General features: G+C 61.9%; 20 protein-coding genes and 1 pseudogene. 10 read left to right on the top strand and 11 right to left on the bottom strand.

Annotated features, from left to right (window positions below; genetic code table 11):
• Positions 1 to 969: 969 nt before the first annotated feature.
• Both ACR3FF_RS13370 and ACR3FF_RS13365 read left to right on the top strand, forming a co-directional pair.
• Positions 970 to 2,184: a Cdc6/Cdc18 family protein gene (locus ACR3FF_RS13370; protein ID WP_458188569.1), complete on the top strand. Its 1,215-nt coding sequence runs from the start codon at positions 970 to 972 to the stop codon at positions 2,182 to 2,184.
• A 250-nt stretch (positions 2,185 to 2,434) separates the two neighbouring features.
• Complete coding sequence (locus ACR3FF_RS13365; RefSeq protein ID WP_458188568.1) at positions 2,435 to 3,049, top strand: plastocyanin/azurin family copper-binding protein; 615 nt, start codon at positions 2,435 to 2,437, stop codon at positions 3,047 to 3,049.
• Between the two features lie 42 nt (positions 3,050 to 3,091).
• Here ACR3FF_RS13365 and ACR3FF_RS13360 read toward each other — a convergent pair whose 3' ends face one another.
• Together ACR3FF_RS13360 and ACR3FF_RS13355 are read right to left on the bottom strand one after the other, a co-directional pair.
• A complete protein-coding gene (locus ACR3FF_RS13360; RefSeq protein WP_458188567.1) occupies positions 3,092 to 4,861 on the bottom strand; it encodes a GMC family oxidoreductase in 1,770 nt (589 codons plus the stop codon).
• Positions 4,854 to 5,756: a gluconate 2-dehydrogenase subunit 3 family protein gene (locus ACR3FF_RS13355; RefSeq protein ID WP_458188566.1), complete on the bottom strand. Its 903-nt coding sequence runs from the start codon at positions 5,754 to 5,756 to the stop codon at positions 4,854 to 4,856. Before ACR3FF_RS13355 ends, ACR3FF_RS13360 begins: the two co-directional genes overlap by 8 nt.
• A 190-nt stretch (positions 5,757 to 5,946) precedes the next feature.
• Between ACR3FF_RS13355 and ACR3FF_RS13350 the strand changes: the two genes are divergently transcribed.
• Both ACR3FF_RS13350 and ACR3FF_RS13345 read left to right on the top strand, forming a co-directional pair.
• Complete coding sequence (locus tag ACR3FF_RS13350) at positions 5,947 to 6,831, top strand: CARDB domain-containing protein (RefSeq protein ID WP_458188565.1); 885 nt, start codon at positions 5,947 to 5,949, stop codon at positions 6,829 to 6,831.
• A gap of 120 nt (positions 6,832 to 6,951) precedes the next feature.
• On the top strand, positions 6,952 to 7,722 hold the full coding sequence (locus ACR3FF_RS13345) for a sugar phosphate isomerase/epimerase family protein (RefSeq protein WP_458188564.1): 771 nt from the start codon (positions 6,952 to 6,954) through the stop codon (positions 7,720 to 7,722).
• Between the two features lie 104 nt (positions 7,723 to 7,826).
• On the opposite strand, the gene ACR3FF_RS13340 is transcribed toward ACR3FF_RS13345, so the two are convergent.
• The 4 genes from ACR3FF_RS13340 to hisC are packed head-to-tail and all read right to left on the bottom strand — an operon-like array spanning position 7,827 to position 10,578.
• The gene (locus ACR3FF_RS13340) at positions 7,827 to 8,354 is read right to left on the bottom strand and encodes a multiprotein bridging factor aMBF1 (RefSeq protein ID WP_458188563.1); all 528 of its coding nucleotides are present in this window, start codon (positions 8,352 to 8,354) and stop codon (positions 7,827 to 7,829) included.
• A 42-nt stretch (positions 8,355 to 8,396) separates the two neighbouring features.
• Positions 8,397 to 9,002: a CDP-alcohol phosphatidyltransferase family protein gene (locus ACR3FF_RS13335; protein ID WP_458188562.1), complete on the bottom strand. Its 606-nt coding sequence runs from the start codon at positions 9,000 to 9,002 to the stop codon at positions 8,397 to 8,399.
• Positions 8,999 to 9,508 carry an adenylate kinase family protein gene (locus tag ACR3FF_RS13330; protein WP_458188561.1) on the bottom strand — a complete coding sequence of 170 codons (510 nt, stop codon included), beginning with the start codon at positions 9,506 to 9,508 and terminating at the stop codon, positions 8,999 to 9,001. Before ACR3FF_RS13330 ends, ACR3FF_RS13335 begins: the two co-directional genes overlap by 4 nt.
• Positions 9,505 to 10,578 (bottom strand): histidinol-phosphate transaminase, encoded by a 1,074-nt coding sequence (gene hisC / locus ACR3FF_RS13325; protein WP_458188560.1) that lies wholly within the window; start codon positions 10,576 to 10,578, stop codon positions 9,505 to 9,507. Before hisC ends, ACR3FF_RS13330 begins: the two co-directional genes overlap by 4 nt.
• Positions 10,579 to 10,671: 93 nt before the next feature.
• Here hisC and ACR3FF_RS13320 point away from each other — a divergent pair, with 93 nt between their 5' ends.
• From ACR3FF_RS13320 to ACR3FF_RS13305, 4 genes are all read left to right on the top strand, one after another.
• The gene (locus ACR3FF_RS13320; RefSeq protein ID WP_458188559.1) at positions 10,672 to 11,181 is read left to right on the top strand and encodes a hypothetical protein; all 510 of its coding nucleotides are present in this window, start codon (positions 10,672 to 10,674) and stop codon (positions 11,179 to 11,181) included.
• A gap of 95 nt (positions 11,182 to 11,276) precedes the next feature.
• Complete coding sequence (locus ACR3FF_RS13315; protein WP_458188558.1) at positions 11,277 to 12,230, top strand: TIGR03557 family F420-dependent LLM class oxidoreductase; 954 nt, start codon at positions 11,277 to 11,279, stop codon at positions 12,228 to 12,230.
• A 117-nt stretch (positions 12,231 to 12,347) separates the two neighbouring features.
• The gene (mvaD, locus tag ACR3FF_RS13310) at positions 12,348 to 13,322 is read left to right on the top strand and encodes a phosphomevalonate decarboxylase MvaD (RefSeq protein ID WP_458188557.1); all 975 of its coding nucleotides are present in this window, start codon (positions 12,348 to 12,350) and stop codon (positions 13,320 to 13,322) included.
• 41 nt (positions 13,323 to 13,363) lie between these two features.
• Positions 13,364 to 14,473 (top strand): NAD(P)/FAD-dependent oxidoreductase, encoded by a 1,110-nt coding sequence (locus ACR3FF_RS13305; protein ID WP_458188556.1) that lies wholly within the window; start codon positions 13,364 to 13,366, stop codon positions 14,471 to 14,473.
• Positions 14,474 to 14,484: 11 nt separating this feature from the next.
• Here ACR3FF_RS13305 and ACR3FF_RS13300 read toward each other — a convergent pair whose 3' ends face one another.
• Complete coding sequence (locus ACR3FF_RS13300; RefSeq protein ID WP_458188555.1) at positions 14,485 to 14,841, bottom strand: hypothetical protein; 357 nt, start codon at positions 14,839 to 14,841, stop codon at positions 14,485 to 14,487.
• Between the two features lie 128 nt (positions 14,842 to 14,969).
• Between ACR3FF_RS13300 and ACR3FF_RS13295 the strand changes: the two genes are divergently transcribed.
• Positions 14,970 to 15,191: a hypothetical protein gene (locus ACR3FF_RS13295; protein WP_458188554.1), complete on the top strand. Its 222-nt coding sequence runs from the start codon at positions 14,970 to 14,972 to the stop codon at positions 15,189 to 15,191.
• Positions 15,192 to 15,241: 50 nt separating this feature from the next.
• On the opposite strand, the gene ACR3FF_RS13290 is transcribed toward ACR3FF_RS13295, so the two are convergent.
• The 4 genes from ACR3FF_RS13290 to ACR3FF_RS13275 all read right to left on the bottom strand — a co-directional run bounded on the left by ACR3FF_RS13290 (position 15,242) and on the right by ACR3FF_RS13275 (position 18,316).
• On the bottom strand, positions 15,242 to 15,595 hold the full coding sequence (locus tag ACR3FF_RS13290; protein ID WP_458188553.1) for a hypothetical protein: 354 nt from the start codon (positions 15,593 to 15,595) through the stop codon (positions 15,242 to 15,244).
• Positions 15,596 to 15,763: 168 nt separating this feature from the next.
• The gene (locus ACR3FF_RS13285) at positions 15,764 to 16,087 is read right to left on the bottom strand and encodes a DUF6360 family protein (RefSeq protein WP_458188589.1); all 324 of its coding nucleotides are present in this window, start codon (positions 16,085 to 16,087) and stop codon (positions 15,764 to 15,766) included.
• A 1-nt stretch (position 16,088) separates the two neighbouring features.
• The gene (locus tag ACR3FF_RS13280; protein ID WP_458188552.1) at positions 16,089 to 17,894 is read right to left on the bottom strand and encodes a nitrite/sulfite reductase; all 1,806 of its coding nucleotides are present in this window, start codon (positions 17,892 to 17,894) and stop codon (positions 16,089 to 16,091) included.
• Positions 17,895 to 18,007: 113 nt separating this feature from the next.
• Positions 18,008 to 18,316, bottom strand: coding sequence for a DUF8134 family protein (locus ACR3FF_RS13275; RefSeq protein WP_458188551.1), 309 nt, complete (start codon positions 18,314 to 18,316; stop codon positions 18,008 to 18,010).
• Between the two features lie 426 nt (positions 18,317 to 18,742).
• Here ACR3FF_RS13275 and ACR3FF_RS13270 point away from each other — a divergent pair.
• Positions 18,743 to 19,552, top strand: a pseudogene (locus ACR3FF_RS13270) (CbiX/SirB N-terminal domain-containing protein); the annotation flags it as partial.
• Positions 19,553 to 19,554 lie beyond the last annotated feature (2 nt).

Raw genomic sequence — 19,554 nt, 5'->3', positions numbered from 1 at the left:
AGTACGTACTCCGGGCCGTTCTCTCTACGCATTCCGGATCGTACTTTCTTCCGGGTAGTTTTTCTCGCGGGAACTCATTGCACTTCTGGAATCTGGCGGCTGCCACCCCTCCGTTCCGCTGTCTTTTCTCCGTTCCGCTGTCTTTCGACACGCCGAACCCCTACATTGCTGCTCGATTCACTTACGAGCAGGCCTGTTGGGCTCGTGCGTGGTAAACTGGAGTGGGAAAGGAAAACGAAGGAGCGTGAAAGGAAAACGTACCGGGTCGTCCATGGGATGGTCACTTCTACGGTACTGTTTCGCACGCCACATACACCGTCGTTCCTCTGTTTTTCACCCGGCCGGTCTCGCTAAGTTCCGGTGTCGTCCACTCGTACCGGTGTTCTCTTCGCTCCGTACCGGTCCATTGAGCTCTATAGTCGTTGGGTTCGAGTGTCGGGCGGCGTTTCTTCTGTTTCCGGTGTCGATGGTCGTTTATAATGACCCCCACCCCTCCGTTCCTCTGTCTGCGCGTTCACGGGAAGGGTAACGATTCGCGACCCGAATCGACGAGTCGCCAGCAGTGAATGAACCACTGTCTATCTGTAACCGAAAGTGAACGATTCGTCGTCAATCTAGGTTGAATAGACTATTTTACCTAGTTTGCGGATACTGTTTCGAAGAAGTCAACTTCAATCTTTCTCTTACACTATACGCTTCTACTCCACCCTTCCTTTCTCGCCGACACAGCGGAACGGAGGGGTGGGGGTGGTATTTAAATAACCGAGTCAGAAGAAACACTGGAATCAAAGGAACGGCTGGTGAAGGCGTCGAAACGGTCGAGTCGGGGCGACGGTGGCGTTCCCAAGGTAGGTGGTGTGGACGCTGAGCGTCTGACACAGACGATTCTCACGACTCTCACGAATCTCAGGAAACACAGGAACAGGTGGTTCGGAAACGTTATGTCCGTCCTCCGTTTGCGGTGGAGTAATGGCTTCGTTCGAATTCGTCCGCGAACATTCTCCGTACAAAAATCGTGAGGCACTCCTGGACGACTACACGCCCGATACGCTGGTCGGACGAGACTCCGAGTTAGAGGAGTATCACGGTGCACTGCAACCGGCGATCTACGGCGAACAACCGGACAACATCTTTCTCTACGGAAAAGCGGGAGTGGGAAAAACCGCCGCGACACGATTTCTACTCGACAAACTGGAGAACAACGCCGAGGAGTACGACGACCTCGATATCTTCACTGAACTCGTCAACTGCGACGGACTGAACTCCAGTTATCGCGTGGCCAGCCACCTCGTGAACGTCCTCCGTGACCCCGCCAACCGCATCAGCGAAACCGGGTACTCGCGGTCGCAGGTGTACGAACTGATGTGGGACGAACTCGACAGCCACGGCGGCATCATCCTGCTCGTACTGGACGAAATCGACCACCTCAAAGACGACAGTATCCTCTATCAACTTTCGCGTGCGCGCGAAAACGAAAATCTGACGGAGGCCAGAATCGGTCTCATCGGCATCAGCAACGACCTCACGTTCCGCGACGGCCTCTCGCCGAAAGTCCGCTCTTCGCTCTGTGAGCGCTCCATCTCCTTTTCGACCTACGACGCCAACGAACTCCGGGCCGTCCTCGAACAGCGCCGCGAAGTCGCGTTCAAAGTCGACGTGCTCACGGACGACGTCATCCCTCTCTGTGCAGCGTTCGGCGCACAGGAATCCGGCGACGCACGCAAAGCCCTCGACCTGCTCCTCAAGGCGGGCGACCTCGCACGGGAGGAGAACGCCGAGAAGGTCTCGGAGGAACACGTCCGGCGGGGCCGCGACCTCCTCGAACGAGAACAGGTCGCTCGTGGCATCGCCGACCTGAACGACCACGAACGTCTGGTCGTCTACGCGCTCGCCACCCTCGAAGCAGAGAACGAGACGCCCGCTCGGTCACGTGAAATCTACTCTCGGTACAAGGCGCTGTCGGAGGCTGCCCGGCGCGAGGCACTCACCGCTCGATGGCTCCGCGAACACTTAGACGACCTCGCCATGCTCGGTATCCTCTCGGTCTCAGAAATCAACGAAGGCTCGGCGGGCGGGAAGTATCGTGAGTACGCGCTTCAGCAAGACCTCGCGGTCGTCCTAGACGCCTTAGAGGAGACGCTCGAAGCGATGGGCGTCCACACGAGCGTCAAGGGGTACGTCTGATTCGTACCCATCGAGTGGTACGTCTGACTCGTACCCGTCGAGAAACGTCCTGTGCGTCCCGCTGACGGGACGCTGATGCTAGAACTGCGTCTGACTGCCGGTTCACCACGGAAACGTTTGGCTAGACGCCACGGTGAACGAGTTGTGCGGATTACCGCGACGAAACGAATCTCCATCTCCCGTCGTTTGCTCGGCTTCACCGCGAACGATGGTTTCCGTTTATTGGTATTCCCGGAGTGTCATCTGTGGTATGACCGACGACAGTTCGAACGACGGCCAGACACGGCCGCCTACCGAAAGTACGGCAAGCCAGACGCGCAGACGATTCCTCGCGGTCGCAGGTGGTTCGCTCGTCTCCCTCTCGGCGGTTTCGACCGCCCAGCAGACGACCACGACCACGGCGCAGCCGGTACAATCGTTTAGATTCGGCGGACGAGTACAAGCGTGGGAGGCGCGCGCACCGCAGTCTATCAGTGGACAGCAGAACCCGCCACTCGAGTTGCAGACGGGGCAGGTGTACGAGGTGACGTGGGAGAACCTCGACGGACAACCCCACAATTTCCAGTTGCAGGACGAAAACGGGCAAGGTCTCGCGGTGATTTTCCCCGACGTACAGACGAACACCGGAGGAGGAAACCAGACGACTACGACCACGACGACCACCGCCACACAGACAACCGATGGCGGTGAAACCGTGACGCCGCCAGACGATGCCATCCGCGTGACCGAAACCATCTCCCAGCAGGGTGCGACCCAGACGCTGCGATTCGTCGCCACGCAGGACGTGGCGCAGTATATCTGTACAATTCATCCGACGACGATGGTCGGTGACGTGAATCTACAGGGCGGCGGGGGCGGTAACTAAACGGCGGCGGTAGTTGCTGGCGTAAAAAATCCGCGACTGACCTCAACCGAGCAACCGAGGTCGTTTGAAGTACTGCTTGATGCCGTCGGCGGCCCGGTAGGCCAACGCACCAACCGTCCCGGTGGGGTTGTACCCACTGTTGTGGGCGAACGCCGACGCCCCGGGAATGAAGAGATTCTCCGCGTCCCAACACTGGAGATACGAGTTGACGACGGAATCGTTCGAATCCGCCCCCATGATAGCTCCACCGACGTTGTGTGTAGACTGGTACGGACGGATGTCGTAGTTACCGTTCTGACCGATGACCTCCGTACTCGTGCTCATCTTCGTCGGGTTCATCGCCTCGATGATTTCGGCACAGCGTTGTCCTTCGAATCGAGCGAGTTGTCGGTCCTGTTCCGTCCAGTTGAACGTCATCCGGAGCAAGGGGTCTCCCCACTCGTCGGTGTAGGTCGGGTCCAGGTCGAGGTAGTTCGTGCGGTGTGGCAAGACTGCGCCCTGTGCCGCGATGCCGATTGTACTGTTGTGATACTTCAAACTGGCGCGTTTGAACTCCGCCCCCCAGGATTTTTCCACGCCAGGTGGCCGACTGTTGTTCGCAATCGGTCGTTTTCCGGTCTGGGTCGAGTTGATGTTCCCCCCGTGCAGGAAATCCAGGTCGGTGTGGTCGAAGTTGTCTCCGTTCCAGTCGTCTACCGCCGCTCCGAGTGCTCCGGCACCCATGTAGAGGTTCCACTCCTCGTCGTCGAAGTAGCCCGTCGCCCCGCCACCGAAGTTCTGGTAGCAGTAGTTCTTCCCGACGACTCCATCGCCCGTCTCCGGGTCGTATGGTTCGCCGATGTCCGAGAGCAGGAGCATCCGAACGTTCCACAGGGCGTAGGCGGTGAGCGCAACGACCTCTGCGGGTTGTACGTAAACCGTGTTGTCGACGGTGTCGACGTACTTTACCCCGGTTACTCGACCTTCCTGTTCGTCGTAGACCAGTCGGCGCGCGTCACACTGCGTTCGCAGTTCGAAGCTTCCGGTATCCCGTGCGACCGGTAACACGGTCACCGTCGGGTCGGCTTTCGCACCCCACTCACAGCCGAAGCGTTCGCAGTAGCCACAGTACTGGCACGGCCCGCGCGAAACGCCGTCGGGGTTGGTGTACGCTTCGGAGAGATTTGCCGAGGGTGCCATGAAAGGATGGAGACCGACGCTCGCCGACGCTTCCATGAACCGCGCCAGCGAAGGCGAGGTAATCATCGGTTGGGTCGGATACTCCTCGTTTCTCGGTCCTTCGAAGGGGTTTCCTTCGTCCTGGATTTTACCGTTGATGTTGCCCGCTGCGCCGGAAATCCCCGCTGTCTTCTCGAACTCGAGGTAGTATGGTCTGAGTTCCTCGTAAGTGATTCCCCAGTCCTGGAGTTGCATGTCCTCGGGAATCTTCTCCGGCCCGTACCGGTCGAGCGTCTCCGAGCGAATCTGGAAGTCGTAAGGGAGAAATCGCCACGTCTGGCCGTTCCAGTGGACGCCCGCGCCGCCAACGCCCTTTCCGGGGAGAAACGACCCGAGCCTTCGCATCGGTAGCGCCTTCTGATTCGGTTCGTTTCGAAACGTGAGCGTCCCCTTCGAGAGGTCTTGCATCAACTCGTAGCGCAGGGCGTAGCGCAGTTCGTTGTGCATCGTGAGGTAGTCTTCGGGCCCCCGCTCGCCACCGCGCTCGATGCCGACGACCTGTTTTCCGTCCTCCGCGAGCTCCTTGGCGACGATACCGCCGGTCCACCCCACGCCGACACAGACCACGTCTACGGGGTCTAACACTTCAGGCATCCGTGTCTCCCTCCGCGTCTTCGGTTTTTCCGTCCAGTTCGTAGCGTGGGCCGTGATCGTGCTGGTGGACCGCTCCCTGCGACGAAGACGAATCCGACGACCGTACACCGGTTTCGACGCCGAGCGACTCGACGTCGTCTTCGACGCTCCGCGGCGGTATCCGGATGAACCCCTCCCTGCCGATGAGTTGTTTGTAACTTCCGAGTGCACCTGGCGACCCGGGGAATCGCTTCATTCGCCAACCCTGCATCCCGCGATTTCCCCCGTAGGTCGGGTCACAGTAGACGCCCTCCAAAACGTTCGTGTGAAAGAGCGTGAAGAACTCCGACGGTTTGACCGACTGAAACGTCTCGACCTCGTCGTTTTCGAGCGCCGTGAGCACCTTGTCCTGTTGTTCGGTCGAAAGGTCGAGGAAACCACTGCCGTACTGCTCGCCCGTGTACTCCTCTATCCACTCCAGCGCGAACTCGTAGACTTCCTTCGGGACGAGGTTCGACTGCCATCCCTGATTCGGAGTCGCACCTTCGAATCGGTTGACGAATGGTGGTTCCATGTACCAGTTCGCCCCTTCTCCCCAACCGTTGGACAACCCGGCGAGTTGGCGGTCGATGAAGTAAACGACGCCGAGTTCGACCGCGCCCGGACCGAACTCGTCGGACGGAAAGATGCGGGCGGCCATCGCCTGTACCAACCGTGCCTGGTCGATGTCGAACTGGACAAGTGCGTCCTCGTTCACTCCGGCGTCCCCGTCCGCCGTGTCCTGTCGTCGTGTCTCCCCACGAGCGACGTCCGCGGCCTGTCCGGCGAGTAGCATCGCACCCCCTGCGAAACCGGTCTGTTCGAGAAATCCCCGTCGTGAGAAATCGAATCGTGTCTCTGGTTGTTCACCTGACATCGTATCCCGGTGGTTCGACCAGCGGCACCGAATAGTAACTATCGACCGTTATAGATTGTTCACGAAGTATTCCGGCATTCTGCGCAAACCTCTATCGGGTAATGATTCATGTTGGTAGCGAACAACGCGAACGGTCTGGTCGGTTTAACGCACAGACCGAAGTACGCTCAGTAGGATGCAGAAATATCATATGTGTGTCGTGTTAGTAACGCTCGCGACCGTCACTGGCCTAACAGCCGGGGGTGCTCCTGTTCAGGATTCGGCCGCAGTAGAAAGCGACGTTCCAGTCCAGGAGACGAACGACCCAGCGGTCGGTTTCGTTCAGCAACAGAACGGCACACAGGGCGACCAGCAGAACGACACTACCTTCGAACCGGTGCAGATAGAAGGCGAGACGGTCTCGGTCGACGGCGTTTCCTTCCGGGTCGAGCAGGGGTTGTTGACGCTCCGAAACGGGACGCTAACGCTATTCGTAAAGCGCGGGGCGGTGGTCGAAGGAGGAGCGTCGGCAGCAGTGACGAACGCCCGAATCGTGCTCGGTGACGACCTAACTTCCGTAGAGGCACGTCAGATTCGACGGGGTCTGGAACGCGGTACCATCGAGATCTCCCTGCCCGAAAACGTCTCCCATGTCCGAGTCGCACTCGGTCTCGTCTCGGTCGAAGCGGACGGGGTCGTCTTCCGCGACACGAACGTCAGAACGAACGTGGGAGAAATTCGCGTTCCACCGGGTGATGCCGTCGCTGGCCCCCAGGAAGTGCCTTTCGAGGTGTCGAATATCAGCGCCCCCGAGAACGTCTCCGTCGATCAGTCGTTCGAGGTCTCTGTGACAGTCAGAAATCCCGGCAACCGAACCGGAACGGAGGAAGTGCAGTACCGGTTCGGCGGAGTCGTCATTCAACGACAGACGGTGACGCTCGGTCCGGGCGAATCGAAAACGGTGACTTTCCAGGTTAGCTCGGGACAGACTACGGGCGAACCGGGTACCTACGACCACGGCGTGTACGCTTTCGCGAGCAACCAAACGGCACGAATCTCGCTCACCGACGATGAAAACCGGAGTGTTCGACCGTGACGACTGGTCCAACTCTCTGCAAGCGGTGATCCGCTCACCGCTGGTCCACCGCGACTCCCGCATCGTGAGAAACTGGCGTTTCGCCCCCAAAGCTAACAAACAGCCAATCGACCACCCACCATGGACGCGAAGACCGGATTCGTCACGCAGGTCGGCATGGCCTACGAGGATGCGTTCGACGTGGCAAGCGACCTCGATTTCGACTACGTTGAACTGATGATGGACGGGGAGACCGAACGCCAGCGCCTCGACCCGGACGCCGTGCGAGCGCGGGCCGAGGAGTGTGATATCGACCTCGCGGTACACCTCCCGTTCGCGCTCGACATCGGTTCTCCGTTCGAGCACGTCCGAGAGGGAGCTATCAGAGAGTTGCAGGCGGCAATCGAGACGGCGAACGAGTGTGGGGCGACGAAGGGCGTCGTCCACGCCTCCTCGCAAGCGTGGAAACCGGCCTGGGATGCGGACGAACTCGGGTCGAACGTCGTCGAATCGGTGCGAATGCTCGACGAGTTCGCCCGCGAACGTGGGTTCGAAATCTGCGTCGAAAACACTCCCGGCGGGTGGTTTCCCATCCACGACTTCGACCGAGTGTTCGAGGAAACTGACGCCTCGATGACCCTCGATACGGGTCACGCGCGAATCGACGGACTCGACTCGGGGGAGACCGCCTCATTCGTGGCCGACTACGGCGACCGAATCTCACACTTCCACCTGAACGACACGCGTCTGCAGAAAGACGAACACCTCCCGTTCGGAGCAGGAACTATCGACTTCCGGGCGATTCTCGGAGCTTTACCGGACGATTGGGACGGGACGCTCTCGCTCGAGGTGTTCACGCTCGATTACGGCTACATCGAGACCAGCAAGAGATACCTGGACGAACTCTCGTGAGTCGTCTCTGACACTCTCTTCGTCCAGCGTCTCGGGGTTCGCTCTGTGAAAACGGGGTCCGGTTCGGAGCCGCGGTCGAAGTCGTCTAGGACGAGCGACAGCGGTCAGTCCTTGCGCTTGACGACGTCGCCGAGCGTGGTACTGCCGGTCGAACTACCGCCGCTCCACTCTTCGTCGTCGGCTCCCGCACTGCCGGCGGTGAGACTGATTCCGAGCTTTCGTTCGAGTTTCTTCTGGACGCTGTCGCTCGGCAGGACGTCGCCGTGTTCGAGTTTCCTGATGAGACTCGCCTTCTCGTTGAGTTCTTTGGCGAGGTCCTCCTGACTCAGCCCTTCCGACTCGCGCGCGTTGCGGATTCGGTCGTCGTAATCCTGTGTTATCTCCTCCATGTCGTCGAACATATCTTTGCGCCGTTTGCGCGAGGTACCCGACGACTGCGAACTTCCAGAACTGGTACTCGACCCACCCGAGGACGACGAGGTGGAGTATTTCGTGGACGTAGAGGACGACTGTTGCGTTTTGACCTCCGTCCCGAAGTCGACACAGTTGTCACAGACGTCTAACTCCGCGCCTTCGACCTTGATCGTCTTCGGGGAGGCCGTTTCTGCACCGCACATCTCACACTGAACCATGTGTTGACGTTTACCGCCTCGACTGATAAATTGCACGCCGTGTCACGCCAGCGCGCGCCACGAGTAGTAGAACCGCTGGAGCGCCGTCAGGTGGCCGATGACGGCGAACAAGCCGAGCAACAGCGTGACTAAGGAGTAGCCACCAACCGCAGGGACGAATGCGGCGACGCCGCCGACCACGCCGATGAGTGCGAGTCTGTCCGCCCGTCCGAGCAAGCCACCGTAGACGCGGTCCAGGCCGACCGCCTGTGCCTGCGTTCCGAGATAGGAGGTCATCAGCACGCCGGTCACCGCCGCCAGTCCGAGCGCGTACCGGCCGAGACCTGCGGCGAGACCGACGATGAGCACGATGTCGGCGTACCGGTCGAGCACGTGGTCCAGCAGGTCACCCGCCGGCGAATCGGTTCCGAGCTCGCGCGCCAACGCACCGTCGAGCAGGTCGAGCCACCCGTTCAGGAAGACGAGCACTGCGCCGACGAGATACCAGATGGGAGCGTCCGCACCGAGGTAGAACGCCCACCCTGCACCCCCGGCGAGTGCGAACGCGACGACGCTCACGGCGTCCGGCGTCAGTCCGAGGCGGAGCGACGCCGAGACGAACGGGCGAAGGGCGCGATCGGCGACGGGACGAAATTGGTCGAGGGTCATAGGTACTCCAGATAGTCGACAGTTCCAGCAGAAGGCGCGCGCTCTCCCCCGATAACCGCTTCGATATCCGCCGCGACGGCTTCCGGCGTGCGGTTGGTGGTGTCTATCTCGTAGACGGAGTCGGTGCCGTGCTCAGCGACCGCCTCCGAGAGAATCACGTCGAGCGCTTCGCTCTCTGCGTTCTCGTTCGCCTTTGATTCGTCTTCGCCGCGTTCGGTCAGTCGTTCACGTAACTGTTCGGGATGACACCGCAGGACGACGACCCGGTCTGCGTCGAAGCGATGAGCGAGGTGTGAATCGAGGAGGAGGTCGTCGCCCCGGTCGGCTAACCACGCTCGAATCGCGTCGAAGTCGGCGAAGAGACTGTCTCGCTCCTCGTCCGTCCCTTCGTTCAGCCCCTCCTCTCGAATCACGTCGTTCAGGTGGACGACCGTGAGGTCGGACTCGACCAGTTCGGTCGCCGTCGTCTTCCCGGTGCCGGGCGTTCCGGTGACGGCGACTCTCACTCGGCCAACACCTCGTTGAGTTCGCGAACCGCACGCCGCGTCTCGGCTCTCGTCCCACAGGTGATACGCACGCAATCGGGGAGCCCGAAACTCGTACAGTCGCGGAGGATGACGCCGCGCTCTTGCATCGTCGCCGCGACGGTGCTCGCAGCACCGACTTCGGCGAGCACGAAGTTCCCGTAACTCTCCCACGTCGTGGTATCGAGTTCGTCGTGGATGTACTCGCGCGCCCAGCGTGCCGTCTCGACCGACTTCTCGACGTGTTCGTCGTCCGAGAGCGCTGCGAGTCCCCCCCGACACGCGAGTTCGCTCGCGGCGAACGGAGTGTTCACGCGAGCGTACGCGTCGGCCCACTCGTCTGGCACGACGGCGTATCCGAGACGGACGCCAGCCAGTCCGAACGCTTTCGAGAAGGTTCGGAGGACGGCGACGTCGTCACGCGCCGAGAGGAGTTCGATGGCACTCGGCGCGCCGGCGTACTCGCCGTACGCTTCGTCCACGAGCACGAGGGTCTGGTCGTCGGTTTCGTCGGCTATCGTTTCCACCGCATCCAGCGAGAATCGCCCACCCGAGGGGTTGTGCGGACTGGTGAGGTAGACGATTCGCTCCCCGTCGTAGGCTGAGAGCACGGTGTCGGCCGTGAGCGCGAAGCCGTCGTCTTTCGAGAGGTGGTACTCGCGCACCTCGCCGTGGTGGTACCTGGCGCTCATCCCGTAGTAGGCGAAACCGGGATTCGGGACGAGCACCCCGTCGCCGGGGTTGAGCATGGCTCGCGCGAGGTAATCGAGTGCGCCGTCACCGCCGTTCGCCAGCCATATCTGCGCCGGTTCGACGTCCCAGCGGTCGGCGAGGCGGGCGGTGAGGTCGGTGTGTGACGCTTTCGGGTACGAGTTCGCGCTCCCGGCCGCTTTCTGGATGGCGTCGACCGCCGCCGGACTCGGGCCGAAGGGGTTCTCGTTCGACGCGAGTTTCACGAGGTCGTCGGGGTCGATTCCGAGTTCCCGAGCGACCTCTTCGATGCCTCGTCCGGCCTGATAGGCCACGTGCGAGGAGAGGTCTCGTGGTTCCATGTCGGGAGGGAGTGACCGACCGCTCTTAAGCGTGGCCACCCGGGCCAGCACAATTAAGCGACCCCGTGTCGTCAGCCTGACGAGGGTTGACCAATGACACACCATCGACACGACCGGTCACGTCGTCAGCACGACCAGTCACGTCGCGGCGACGACCACGAACCGCAGATACAACGGTACGGCGGGCCGCGACGAAGCGAGCAGGACCCGCGCGGTGGGGAACGGCGACACCAACAGCGAGAACGTCAAAAACGACAGCGTCGATACGGACGCCAGCGAGAGCAGAGCCAGCAGGTCAGCCAACAGCAGGTCAGCCAACAGCAGGCAGGACAACAGCAGGTCGGCCAAGGGGAATCACAGCGACGAAGAGACGAACAGCGCTCACAGCGTCGCTACGGTCAACAACGACGTAACCGACAGCAGGGCAGCAGCCAGACCGAACTCCAGCAGTTCGAACGACAGCAGGGCCGACGACGACAGCGTCAGGAGCAAATGAGACAACAGCGTTCGAGACAACACCAGTCCCGCCAGTCACTCTCGCCCGAGTCCGGGAGCGGGAGCGAGCGGTATGGAACGCAGCGACACCAGCAGCGAAGCAGATGACCAATCGGCTTGATTTTTCAGCCCCAGTGCTCAAGCAACAGACCGACGTACCTCAGCGTGATGGTTCGTAAACCGAGCGACGAACGGAGGAAACCGTGACACGAATCGGCTACACGCTGTCGAGCGAGGAGCACGGACCGAACGAACTCGTCGAGTACGCCGCCCGCGCCGAAGCGGTCGGCTTCGAGTTCGCGTCCATCTCCGACCACTTCCATCCGTGGGTCAGCCAGCAGGGGAACGCACCGTTCGTCTGGTCGACGCTCGGCGGCGTGGCCCAGGCGACCGACGACCTGCCCGTCGGCGTCGGCGTGAACTGCCCCATCATGCGAATCCACCCGGTCAACGTCGCCCACGCCGCCGCCACTGCCGCGACGATGTTCGAGGGTGAGTTCTATCTCGGCGTCGGTACGGGCGAACGCCTGAACGAACACGTGACGGGCGAACACTGGCCCGAGCACTCGATTCGTCTCGAAATGTTAGAAGAGGCCATCGAGATAATCAGAAAGCTGTGGCAGGGCGGACAGCAGAGCTACTACGGCGACCACTTCACCGTCGAGAACGCTCGGCTGTACACCCTGCCGGAAGAGCCACCACCGATCGTCGTCTCGGCCTACGGCGAGCGCGCCGCGCAGGCTGCCGCGGAACTCGGCGACGGATTCTGGAGCGTCGGCCCGCAGGACGTGGTGGAGACGTTCGACGAGGCCGGCGGTGAGGGACCGCGATTCAGCCAGATGACCGTCTGTTACGCCGACGACGAGGAGGAAGCCATCGACACGGCCTACGAGTGGTGGCCGAATACCGGACTCGCGGGTGAACTCAACTCGCAACTGCCGACGCCGACCCACTTCGAACAGGCCTGCGAGATGGTCTCCCGGGAGGACATCGCCGAGGGGAGCATCGTCACCGACCCCGACCCGGAGACGCACGTCGAAAACCTCCAGCAGTTCGTCGACGCGGGCTACGACCACGTCTACGTCCACCAGGTCGGCCCGGACCAGGAGTCGTTTTTCGACTTCTACGAGAACGAGGTGTTGCCGCGGTTCGAGTGAAACCGGAAAGCGTCTACCGCAGACATGAATCACCGTCCAGCGACAGTATCGTTTTCGTCGATTCGTCGTGAACGTGATTCCACAGCGTTTAAACGCCCTTCCCGCACCCATCGACGTATGAAAGCGACCGCGAAGGCCCATCCGATTCAGGGGCTCGTCAAGTACCACGGGATGCGCGACACGGAACGGCGATTCCCCTACCACGACAGTATCAGCGTCTGTACGGCCCCGAGCCACACCAAGACGACCGTCGAGTTCAACGAGTCGCTGGACAGCGACGTGTTCGTCGTGGACGGCGAGGAGCTGTCGGACCACGCGGCAGACCGCGTCGAAACGGTGGTTTCGCGCGTACGAGAACTCGCAGAGACGGACGCGCGCGTTCGCCTCGAAAGCGAGAACAGCTTCCCCTCGAACGTCGGTCTCGGCTCCTCCTCGTCGGGCTTCGCGGCGGCGGCGATGGCCTGCGTGAAAGCCGCTGGGCTCGACCTCTCGCGTCCCGAGATTTCGACCATCGCGCGCCTCGGTTCCTCTTCTGCAGCGCGCGCGGTGACCGGGGGATTCTCCGACCTGCACACCGGGTTGAACGACCAGGACTGTCGCTCTGAACGACTCGAATCGCCCATCGAGGACGACGTTCGAATCGTCGCCGGACTCGTTCCGGCGTACAAAGAGACCGAGGAGGCCCACCGCGAGGCCGCCGACAGCCACATGTTCGAGGCACGACTCGCGCACATCCACGACCAGCTCGTGGAGATGCGCGACGCACTCCGTGCCGGGGATTTCGACCGCATCTTCGAGACCGCAGAACACGACTCGCTCTCGCTGGCGGCGACGACGATGACCGGCCCCGCCGGATGGGTGTACTGGAAACCCGAGACGCTCGAAATCTTCGACGCGGTTCGCCGACTCCGCGAGAAAGAAGACGTTCCCGTCTACTTCTCGACCGACACCGGCGCGAGTGTGTACGTCAACACGACCACCGAACACGTAGAGTACGTCGAAGAAGTCGTCGCCGAGTGCGGTGTCGAGACGATGAGCTGGAAGGTCGGCGGCCCCGCCGAAATACTCCCCGAGACCGACGCCCTGTTCTAGCGGGGAACACGTCTTTACTATTCGACTCCCTTCGTTCTCTCATGCAAATCGCTGTCCTCGGCGCGGGCTACGCCGGTCTCACTCTCGCCCGAAAACTCGAACGCACACTCCCGGACGAGGCGAATCTCGTCGTGGTAGAGCAGACGGCCGACCATCTCGTCCAGCACGAACTCCACCGCGTCGTCCGCAGACCGTCGCTCGCCGACGACATCGTGATTCCGCTCGAAGACGTCCTCGACTGCGAGATTCGCACGTCACGCGTCGAGTCGGTCGCGCCGAAAGAGAGGCGAGTCGTCCTCGATGACGGCGAACTGGAGTACGATTACGCCGCCGTCTGTCTGGGGGCCGAAACCGCCTTCTATGACCTTCCTGGCGTCGAGGAACACACGACTCCACTGAAACGACTCGACCACGCCCGCGAGATTCGGGACGACTTTCTGGCGAACAAGGGCGGCCGGGTCGTGGTCGGCGGTGCGGGACTGTCCGGCGTCCAAATTTCGGGCGAACTTGCCGCGTTCGCCCGCGAAGAAGCGATGGACGCGGAGATACTGCTGCTGGAGCAGTGTGCCGACGTCGCTCCGACGTTTCCGACGAACTTCCAGCAGGCAGTTCGGAGCGCACTCGAAGCCCGGAGCGTCGACGTTCGAACCGGGACCACGGTCGAGCGTGCCGACGAGGACGAAATCAGCCTCGCCGACGGGGACACGCTCTCCTACGACCAGTTCGTCTGGACGGGTGGGATTCGCGGCCCCGACCCGTTAGGTGGTGTGCGCTCCAGCGTCGACAGTACGCTCCGTCTCGGTGACGGAACTTTCGTCGTCGGCGACGCCGCACAGGTCGTCGATGGGAACGGTGAACGGGTTCCGGCGAGTGCCCAATCCGCGGTGCGCGAGGCGCGTAGTGTCGCCACGAACATCACGCGACTGGTCGAAGGAGCCGACGACGTGTTCGACCCGCGACTGGAGCAGTTCACCTTCGACTCGCCGGGGTGGCTCGTTTCGGTCGGTGATGGCGCGGTGGCACAACTCGGTCCGACGGTGGTGACCGGCACCGCCGCCAAGGCGCTGAAAACGACCGTCGGCGCGGGGTATCTCTCCTCGGTCGGTGCCGTTCGGAACGCAGTCGATTTGATCGGAGAAGAGTTCGGGTAGCACCAGTCCGGTCAGATGCCGGGGATGCCGAGCATCTTGGACGTGAGCACGTTGATGGTCACCAGAACGTAGGTGATGGCGACCACCGAGAGCCAGGCGATGAGGCCGATGCCGATAGCGTTGCCCCACCCGCCGGGGTAGCGCCAGTTGATGACCCATATCCACGCGACCAGGACAATGAGCCAGCCTAACAACCACCCAAGGAATATCGAGACGATTCCACCGACCAGCGACCCGACGATAGCCGTGATGAGTGCGTAACCATAGTCGTCGGTTCCCGTGACGACGCGCGCACCGATGTAGATGCCGAGCGCACCGATGAGCAGGCTCACGAGGAACCCGACGACCGAGCCGATGAGATACACCATACGTAACAGTGTACGGCGAACCTGTTTTTATATGAACCGCTTGCGCTCCGGAGACTGCCATCACCACAACACTTTTACTGTCCCATTCCAGCACCAGTTTTAAGATACTGGCCCCACCTTGGGCATGCATGGCACGCGCGAGCAAATTTGACACGGTTCTGATGGGTGCAGTTGGAGTCGGAACTGCGGCGATAATCGGTAGACGGGCGCTCGAATATTATCGAGACCAGAAACGTCGTTCGGGCACACATATCATCTGTACTGACTGTGGCGAAGCGATGCCAATCGACGACGTCCTCGACCCGGTCGAAACCTGCGCCTGTGCGACGAACAACGTACGGATGGACTGACCAGTAACTGCGTGCCAGCGTTCACACCGGAACAAAATCGAGTCGGGGAGTCAGATGTCGCTGAACGACCCGCGAAGTCCCCGCTCGGCGACTCCGATGAGGAGCAAAGCGAAGAGTGCCACGACGAGCCAACGCCCCGTCTGGGAACTGACCACGTCAGCGAACAGTCCCAACAGGTCGAAACCGACGGCTTGGCCGAGCGCGAACAACAACAACACGAAGCCAACGAACGCAAGTCCGGACAGCAATCCGGTCTTTGCGAGCCAATCTGACATGCTCGTCTCCTCACGACCACGTCTCGTCTGCTCTCGCGACTGATTCGCACTGCCCTGCTTAGCAGTTTCTCGTGACGGTTGCTGACTGCTGCCGTTGCGGTCGTCTCCGCCGTTCTGTGGTTGGGGCATAGTATCGTCCCCGGTAGAAGGATACCGGGCGACGACTATAGTTAAGCGGCCGATAAACGAACCGTTACACACCGTTCCACGAGAGCATTATCGGGGTACTGAAGCCACTTCTGCGTCGTGGACACGTCGACTTCGAAACGAGCGATTACTCGAAAGCAGACGGCGGATTCATCGGTTTTGGTTCGGGGGTCGACATCCGTTTTCCACGCCGGTCCTCTCCTCTACGGACTCGGCGTATCGCTCTAGCTCACCCGCGACCTCACGTGCCTGCGTAGGCGACAGCGACACCGTCTCGGCGTGGGCGGGCAGATTGTCCAGTTCGGTGTTGTCCAGTTCCAGTTGTACGAGCACTTCCTCGGGCGAATCCACCCCCTTCGGCGTGGTGACGTTCAGAATCGCCACCGCCGATTCGGTCCAGCCGTGTCCCTCCGCGACGGCGTCGACGAGGTCGAGCGTGGTGTAGGCGGTGACAGAGAGCAGGCGGTCTGCCATCTCAGTCATCACCCGAAACCGCGTCGTCGGGACTGTTTGAGGCAGGACTGGCTTCCATCCCGTCATCCTCGGCGTAGGGGTACCACGTCTTCTTCGTGTTGTGCATGTACGGGTCGTCGTAGGAGGTCTCTTCGGGTTCGACGAACTCGGCCAGCGTCTCGTCGTCACGGCCTTGGACGAACTCGCGGAACGTCTCTCGCTCGACGGCGTCACCGTCTCGCTCACGCACCTCGCGCTGGTCTGCGAACGCCGCGACGAGATTCCGTATCGCGCCGGGCACCTCGTCCGCTGGGATGCGTTCTCGAACCCACGACGCAAAGCGTGGGTTCTCGCCGAGGCCACCGCCCAGGCCGACGTCGAGGGCTTCGACCGGTTCGCCGTCCTTGCGCGTTTTCATCCCCCGCAGACTGATGTCGGCGATTTGCGGTTGGGCGCAGGAGGCGGTACAGCCGGAGAGGTGAATGTGGAAGTTCTCGACGTCGTCGGGGAGTTCGACGTTCTCCCGTAGCCATCGAGAGAGACGCACCTGCCGGTTTTTCGTCTCGACGATGGAGAGCGAACAGAACTCGGTTCCGGTGCAGGCGATGGACCCGCGCTGGAAGGGATGGGGGTCCGGGCTGTACCGGTCGAGCAGTGGTTCGTCGACCAGCGCGTCTACGTTTTCCTCCGGCACGTCGGTCAGGACGACGTTCTGGCGCTGCGTAAGGCGGGCTTCGCCGGAGCCGTATCTATCGGCGATGTCCGCCAGTTCTATCAGGTCCTCGGCGCCGATGCGCCCGACGAGGACGTTCAGCCCGACGTAGTAGTTTCCGTCGGGCTGTTCGTGAACGCCGACGTGGTCGGCGTGACCGTGGTCGTCGGAGACGCCGGCGTTGTACGAATACTCCTCGCGGAGGTCTTCGCCCGCCGTCTTCAGTTCGAAATCGACGTACTCCTCCTGTAGCACGTCGCGAACCTTCTCCGGCCCCCACTCGTCCACGAGGAACTTGATTCGGGCGCGGCGGCGATTCTCGCGGTTGCCGTAGTCGCGGAACAGCCCCGAAAGCCCGCCCAGGATGGGGGTCACCTCCTCCGGTTCGGCGAACACGTCGACGTTGCGGGCGAATCGCGGTTCGCGTCCGGCCAGCCCACCGCCGACGCGAACGTTGAACCCGCGGACGCTCTCCCCGTCGATTTCCTTCTCGGCGGGTTCGATGCCTACGTCGTTTATGTCGCCCTGTCCGCAGCCTTCGCGACAGCCCGTGACCGACACTTTCCACTTTCGCGGGAGGTTCGCGTAGTCGGAGTTCCCTTTCAGGTTCTCCTGGAGGTCTTCGACCACCGGAAGTGCGTTCACGAACTCTCGTCGGTCTTTGCCGGCGACCGGACAGCCGACGATGTTGCGCCACGAGTCGCCACAGGCTTGCATCGTGGAGAGTCCGGCGTCCTCCAGTCGGTCCCAGATTTCGGGGACGTCTTCGACGTTTATCCAGTGAAGCTGGACCGCCTGCCGCGTCGTCACGTCGGCGAACCCGTTGCCGAACTCGGGGTTCGCCGCAGGCCCCGTCGCGTAGTCGCGTGCGATCTCCCCGATGACCCGAAGTTGGCCCGGTTCGAGCACGCCGCTCGGCGGCCCGATTCGCATCATGAAGTAGCTCTCTTGACCGTCGCGCTGGTGGTACAGCCCCCACCATTTGAATCGCTCGAACCACGCGTCGTGTTCGTCGTCCGGGATGGCGTCCCAGCCCTCCTCGGCGAATCGACGGATGTGTTCTCGTATCTCGCTTCCGTACACCTCATCTTTCCACTTCTCTACGTCGGTCGGCATGGCGACCACTACAGAGACCACTCGTAAACCCTCGCTTGCCGCGTCAAGGCCCGCCGGGGGTCGGGAACGACGGCAAAGATTTCGGGAATCTGATTCACCGAAACCGACACCCGTTACACAGCTCGTCTCGGTCGGTGAACCGTCTCGACCGCGACAGGTCGAAACTCGTCGGCGACGCGTCCGACCCGGAGCCAGCCAGTCGTCCCGCGTTCACCGCAATCGATGCACTGGCCAGCGACGCGGGTGTCGACCCACCGGCCGTCGACGCCGATTTCGACGAACACTTCGACGAGGAAAAACGCGATTTCGCAGTCACAAACGTCGTGGTCGGCAAGTTTCCAGACGCTACTGACGCCGACGGTTCTGGTGTCATTTACGTTCACCCACGCACCCTCGTCCGCAGTTCGAATCGCGGTCGTCATGGCAGCATCTCGGGGTCCACGACCCCTCAACGCGATGGCAGGCACAAGCTCCGCCGCATCGCACGACGCGTCACGACCGAGGAAACGTCACTCAGTGCGCTTTCTGTTCGCGCTCGGGGCGGTGTCCCCCTCTGCCGGTCGTCGGAGAAACCCCCGAATCTTACCGAGACGTCGGAGCATCGGCCGGAATTACACGAAGACGCACCGTTTAGGAGTCGCCCGGTAAAGCGGGAGGTGATGATACGAATCGACGCCGACGAACGCAGGTATCTCGACGGCGAGTTCGTCGTCGAGCCGGCGAATCGAGAGGTGACGACGAGTGGCTGAAACGGAAAGCGACCACCTGGACGACGTGCCGGACGGAAGTGGCTGCACCGAAATCTGGGAGCACCTCTCGGAGCACCGAGAGGACGACCATCGAGAAGAATGACCGCGGCACTCGTGGTGGTGGGACACGGTTCGCATCTCGACGCCCGGTCGGCACGCCCGCTCTACGACCACGCGGACGAGATTCGCTCCCGTGGCATCTTCACGGCAGTTCACGAAGCGTTCTGGAAAGAAGAGCCCTCGCCGCGAGAAGTACTCAGAACCGTCGAGAGCGACGAGGTGTACGTCGTCCCGCTGTTCACCAGCGAGGGATATTTCACGGAACAGGTGATACCACGCGAACTCCGCCTCGCAGCCGACAGGTCCCTCGACGTGGAGAAGTCGGTGACCTACACCGACCCCGTCGGAACGCACGACGCGATGACCGACGTCGTCATCCGTCGCGCAGAACACGTCACGACCGACCCCGAAGTCGGGCCGGGAGTCGGTCTCGCTATCGTCGGACACGGGACGGAACGCGACGAGAACAGCGCGCGGGCGACGCGAGCACACGCCGACCGCATCCGCGACGCCGACCGATTCGACGAAGTCCGAGCGCTGTTCATGGACGAAGCGCCACGAATCGACGCCCTCACGACCTGCTTCGAGAGCGACGAAATCGTCGTCGTCCCGCTGTTCGTCGCAGACGGTTATCACACCCAGACGGGCATTCCGGCGGACATCGGCCTGACCGACGATGCGAGCGCGGGGTACGACGTGCCTGCAGACGTCGACGGGAAGACGGTCTGGTACTCGGGTGCGGTGGGTACGGAACCGCTGGTCGCCGACGTGATTGTCGAACGCGCGACGGACGCCGGAGCGGACGTCGAGCGACGTGCGCGAGGACAAACGGCGAACGCACGTCCGGCGTC

Source organism: Haladaptatus ordinarius, assembly GCF_054177595.1.
This window is presented reverse-complemented; position numbering and strand designations above follow the sequence as displayed.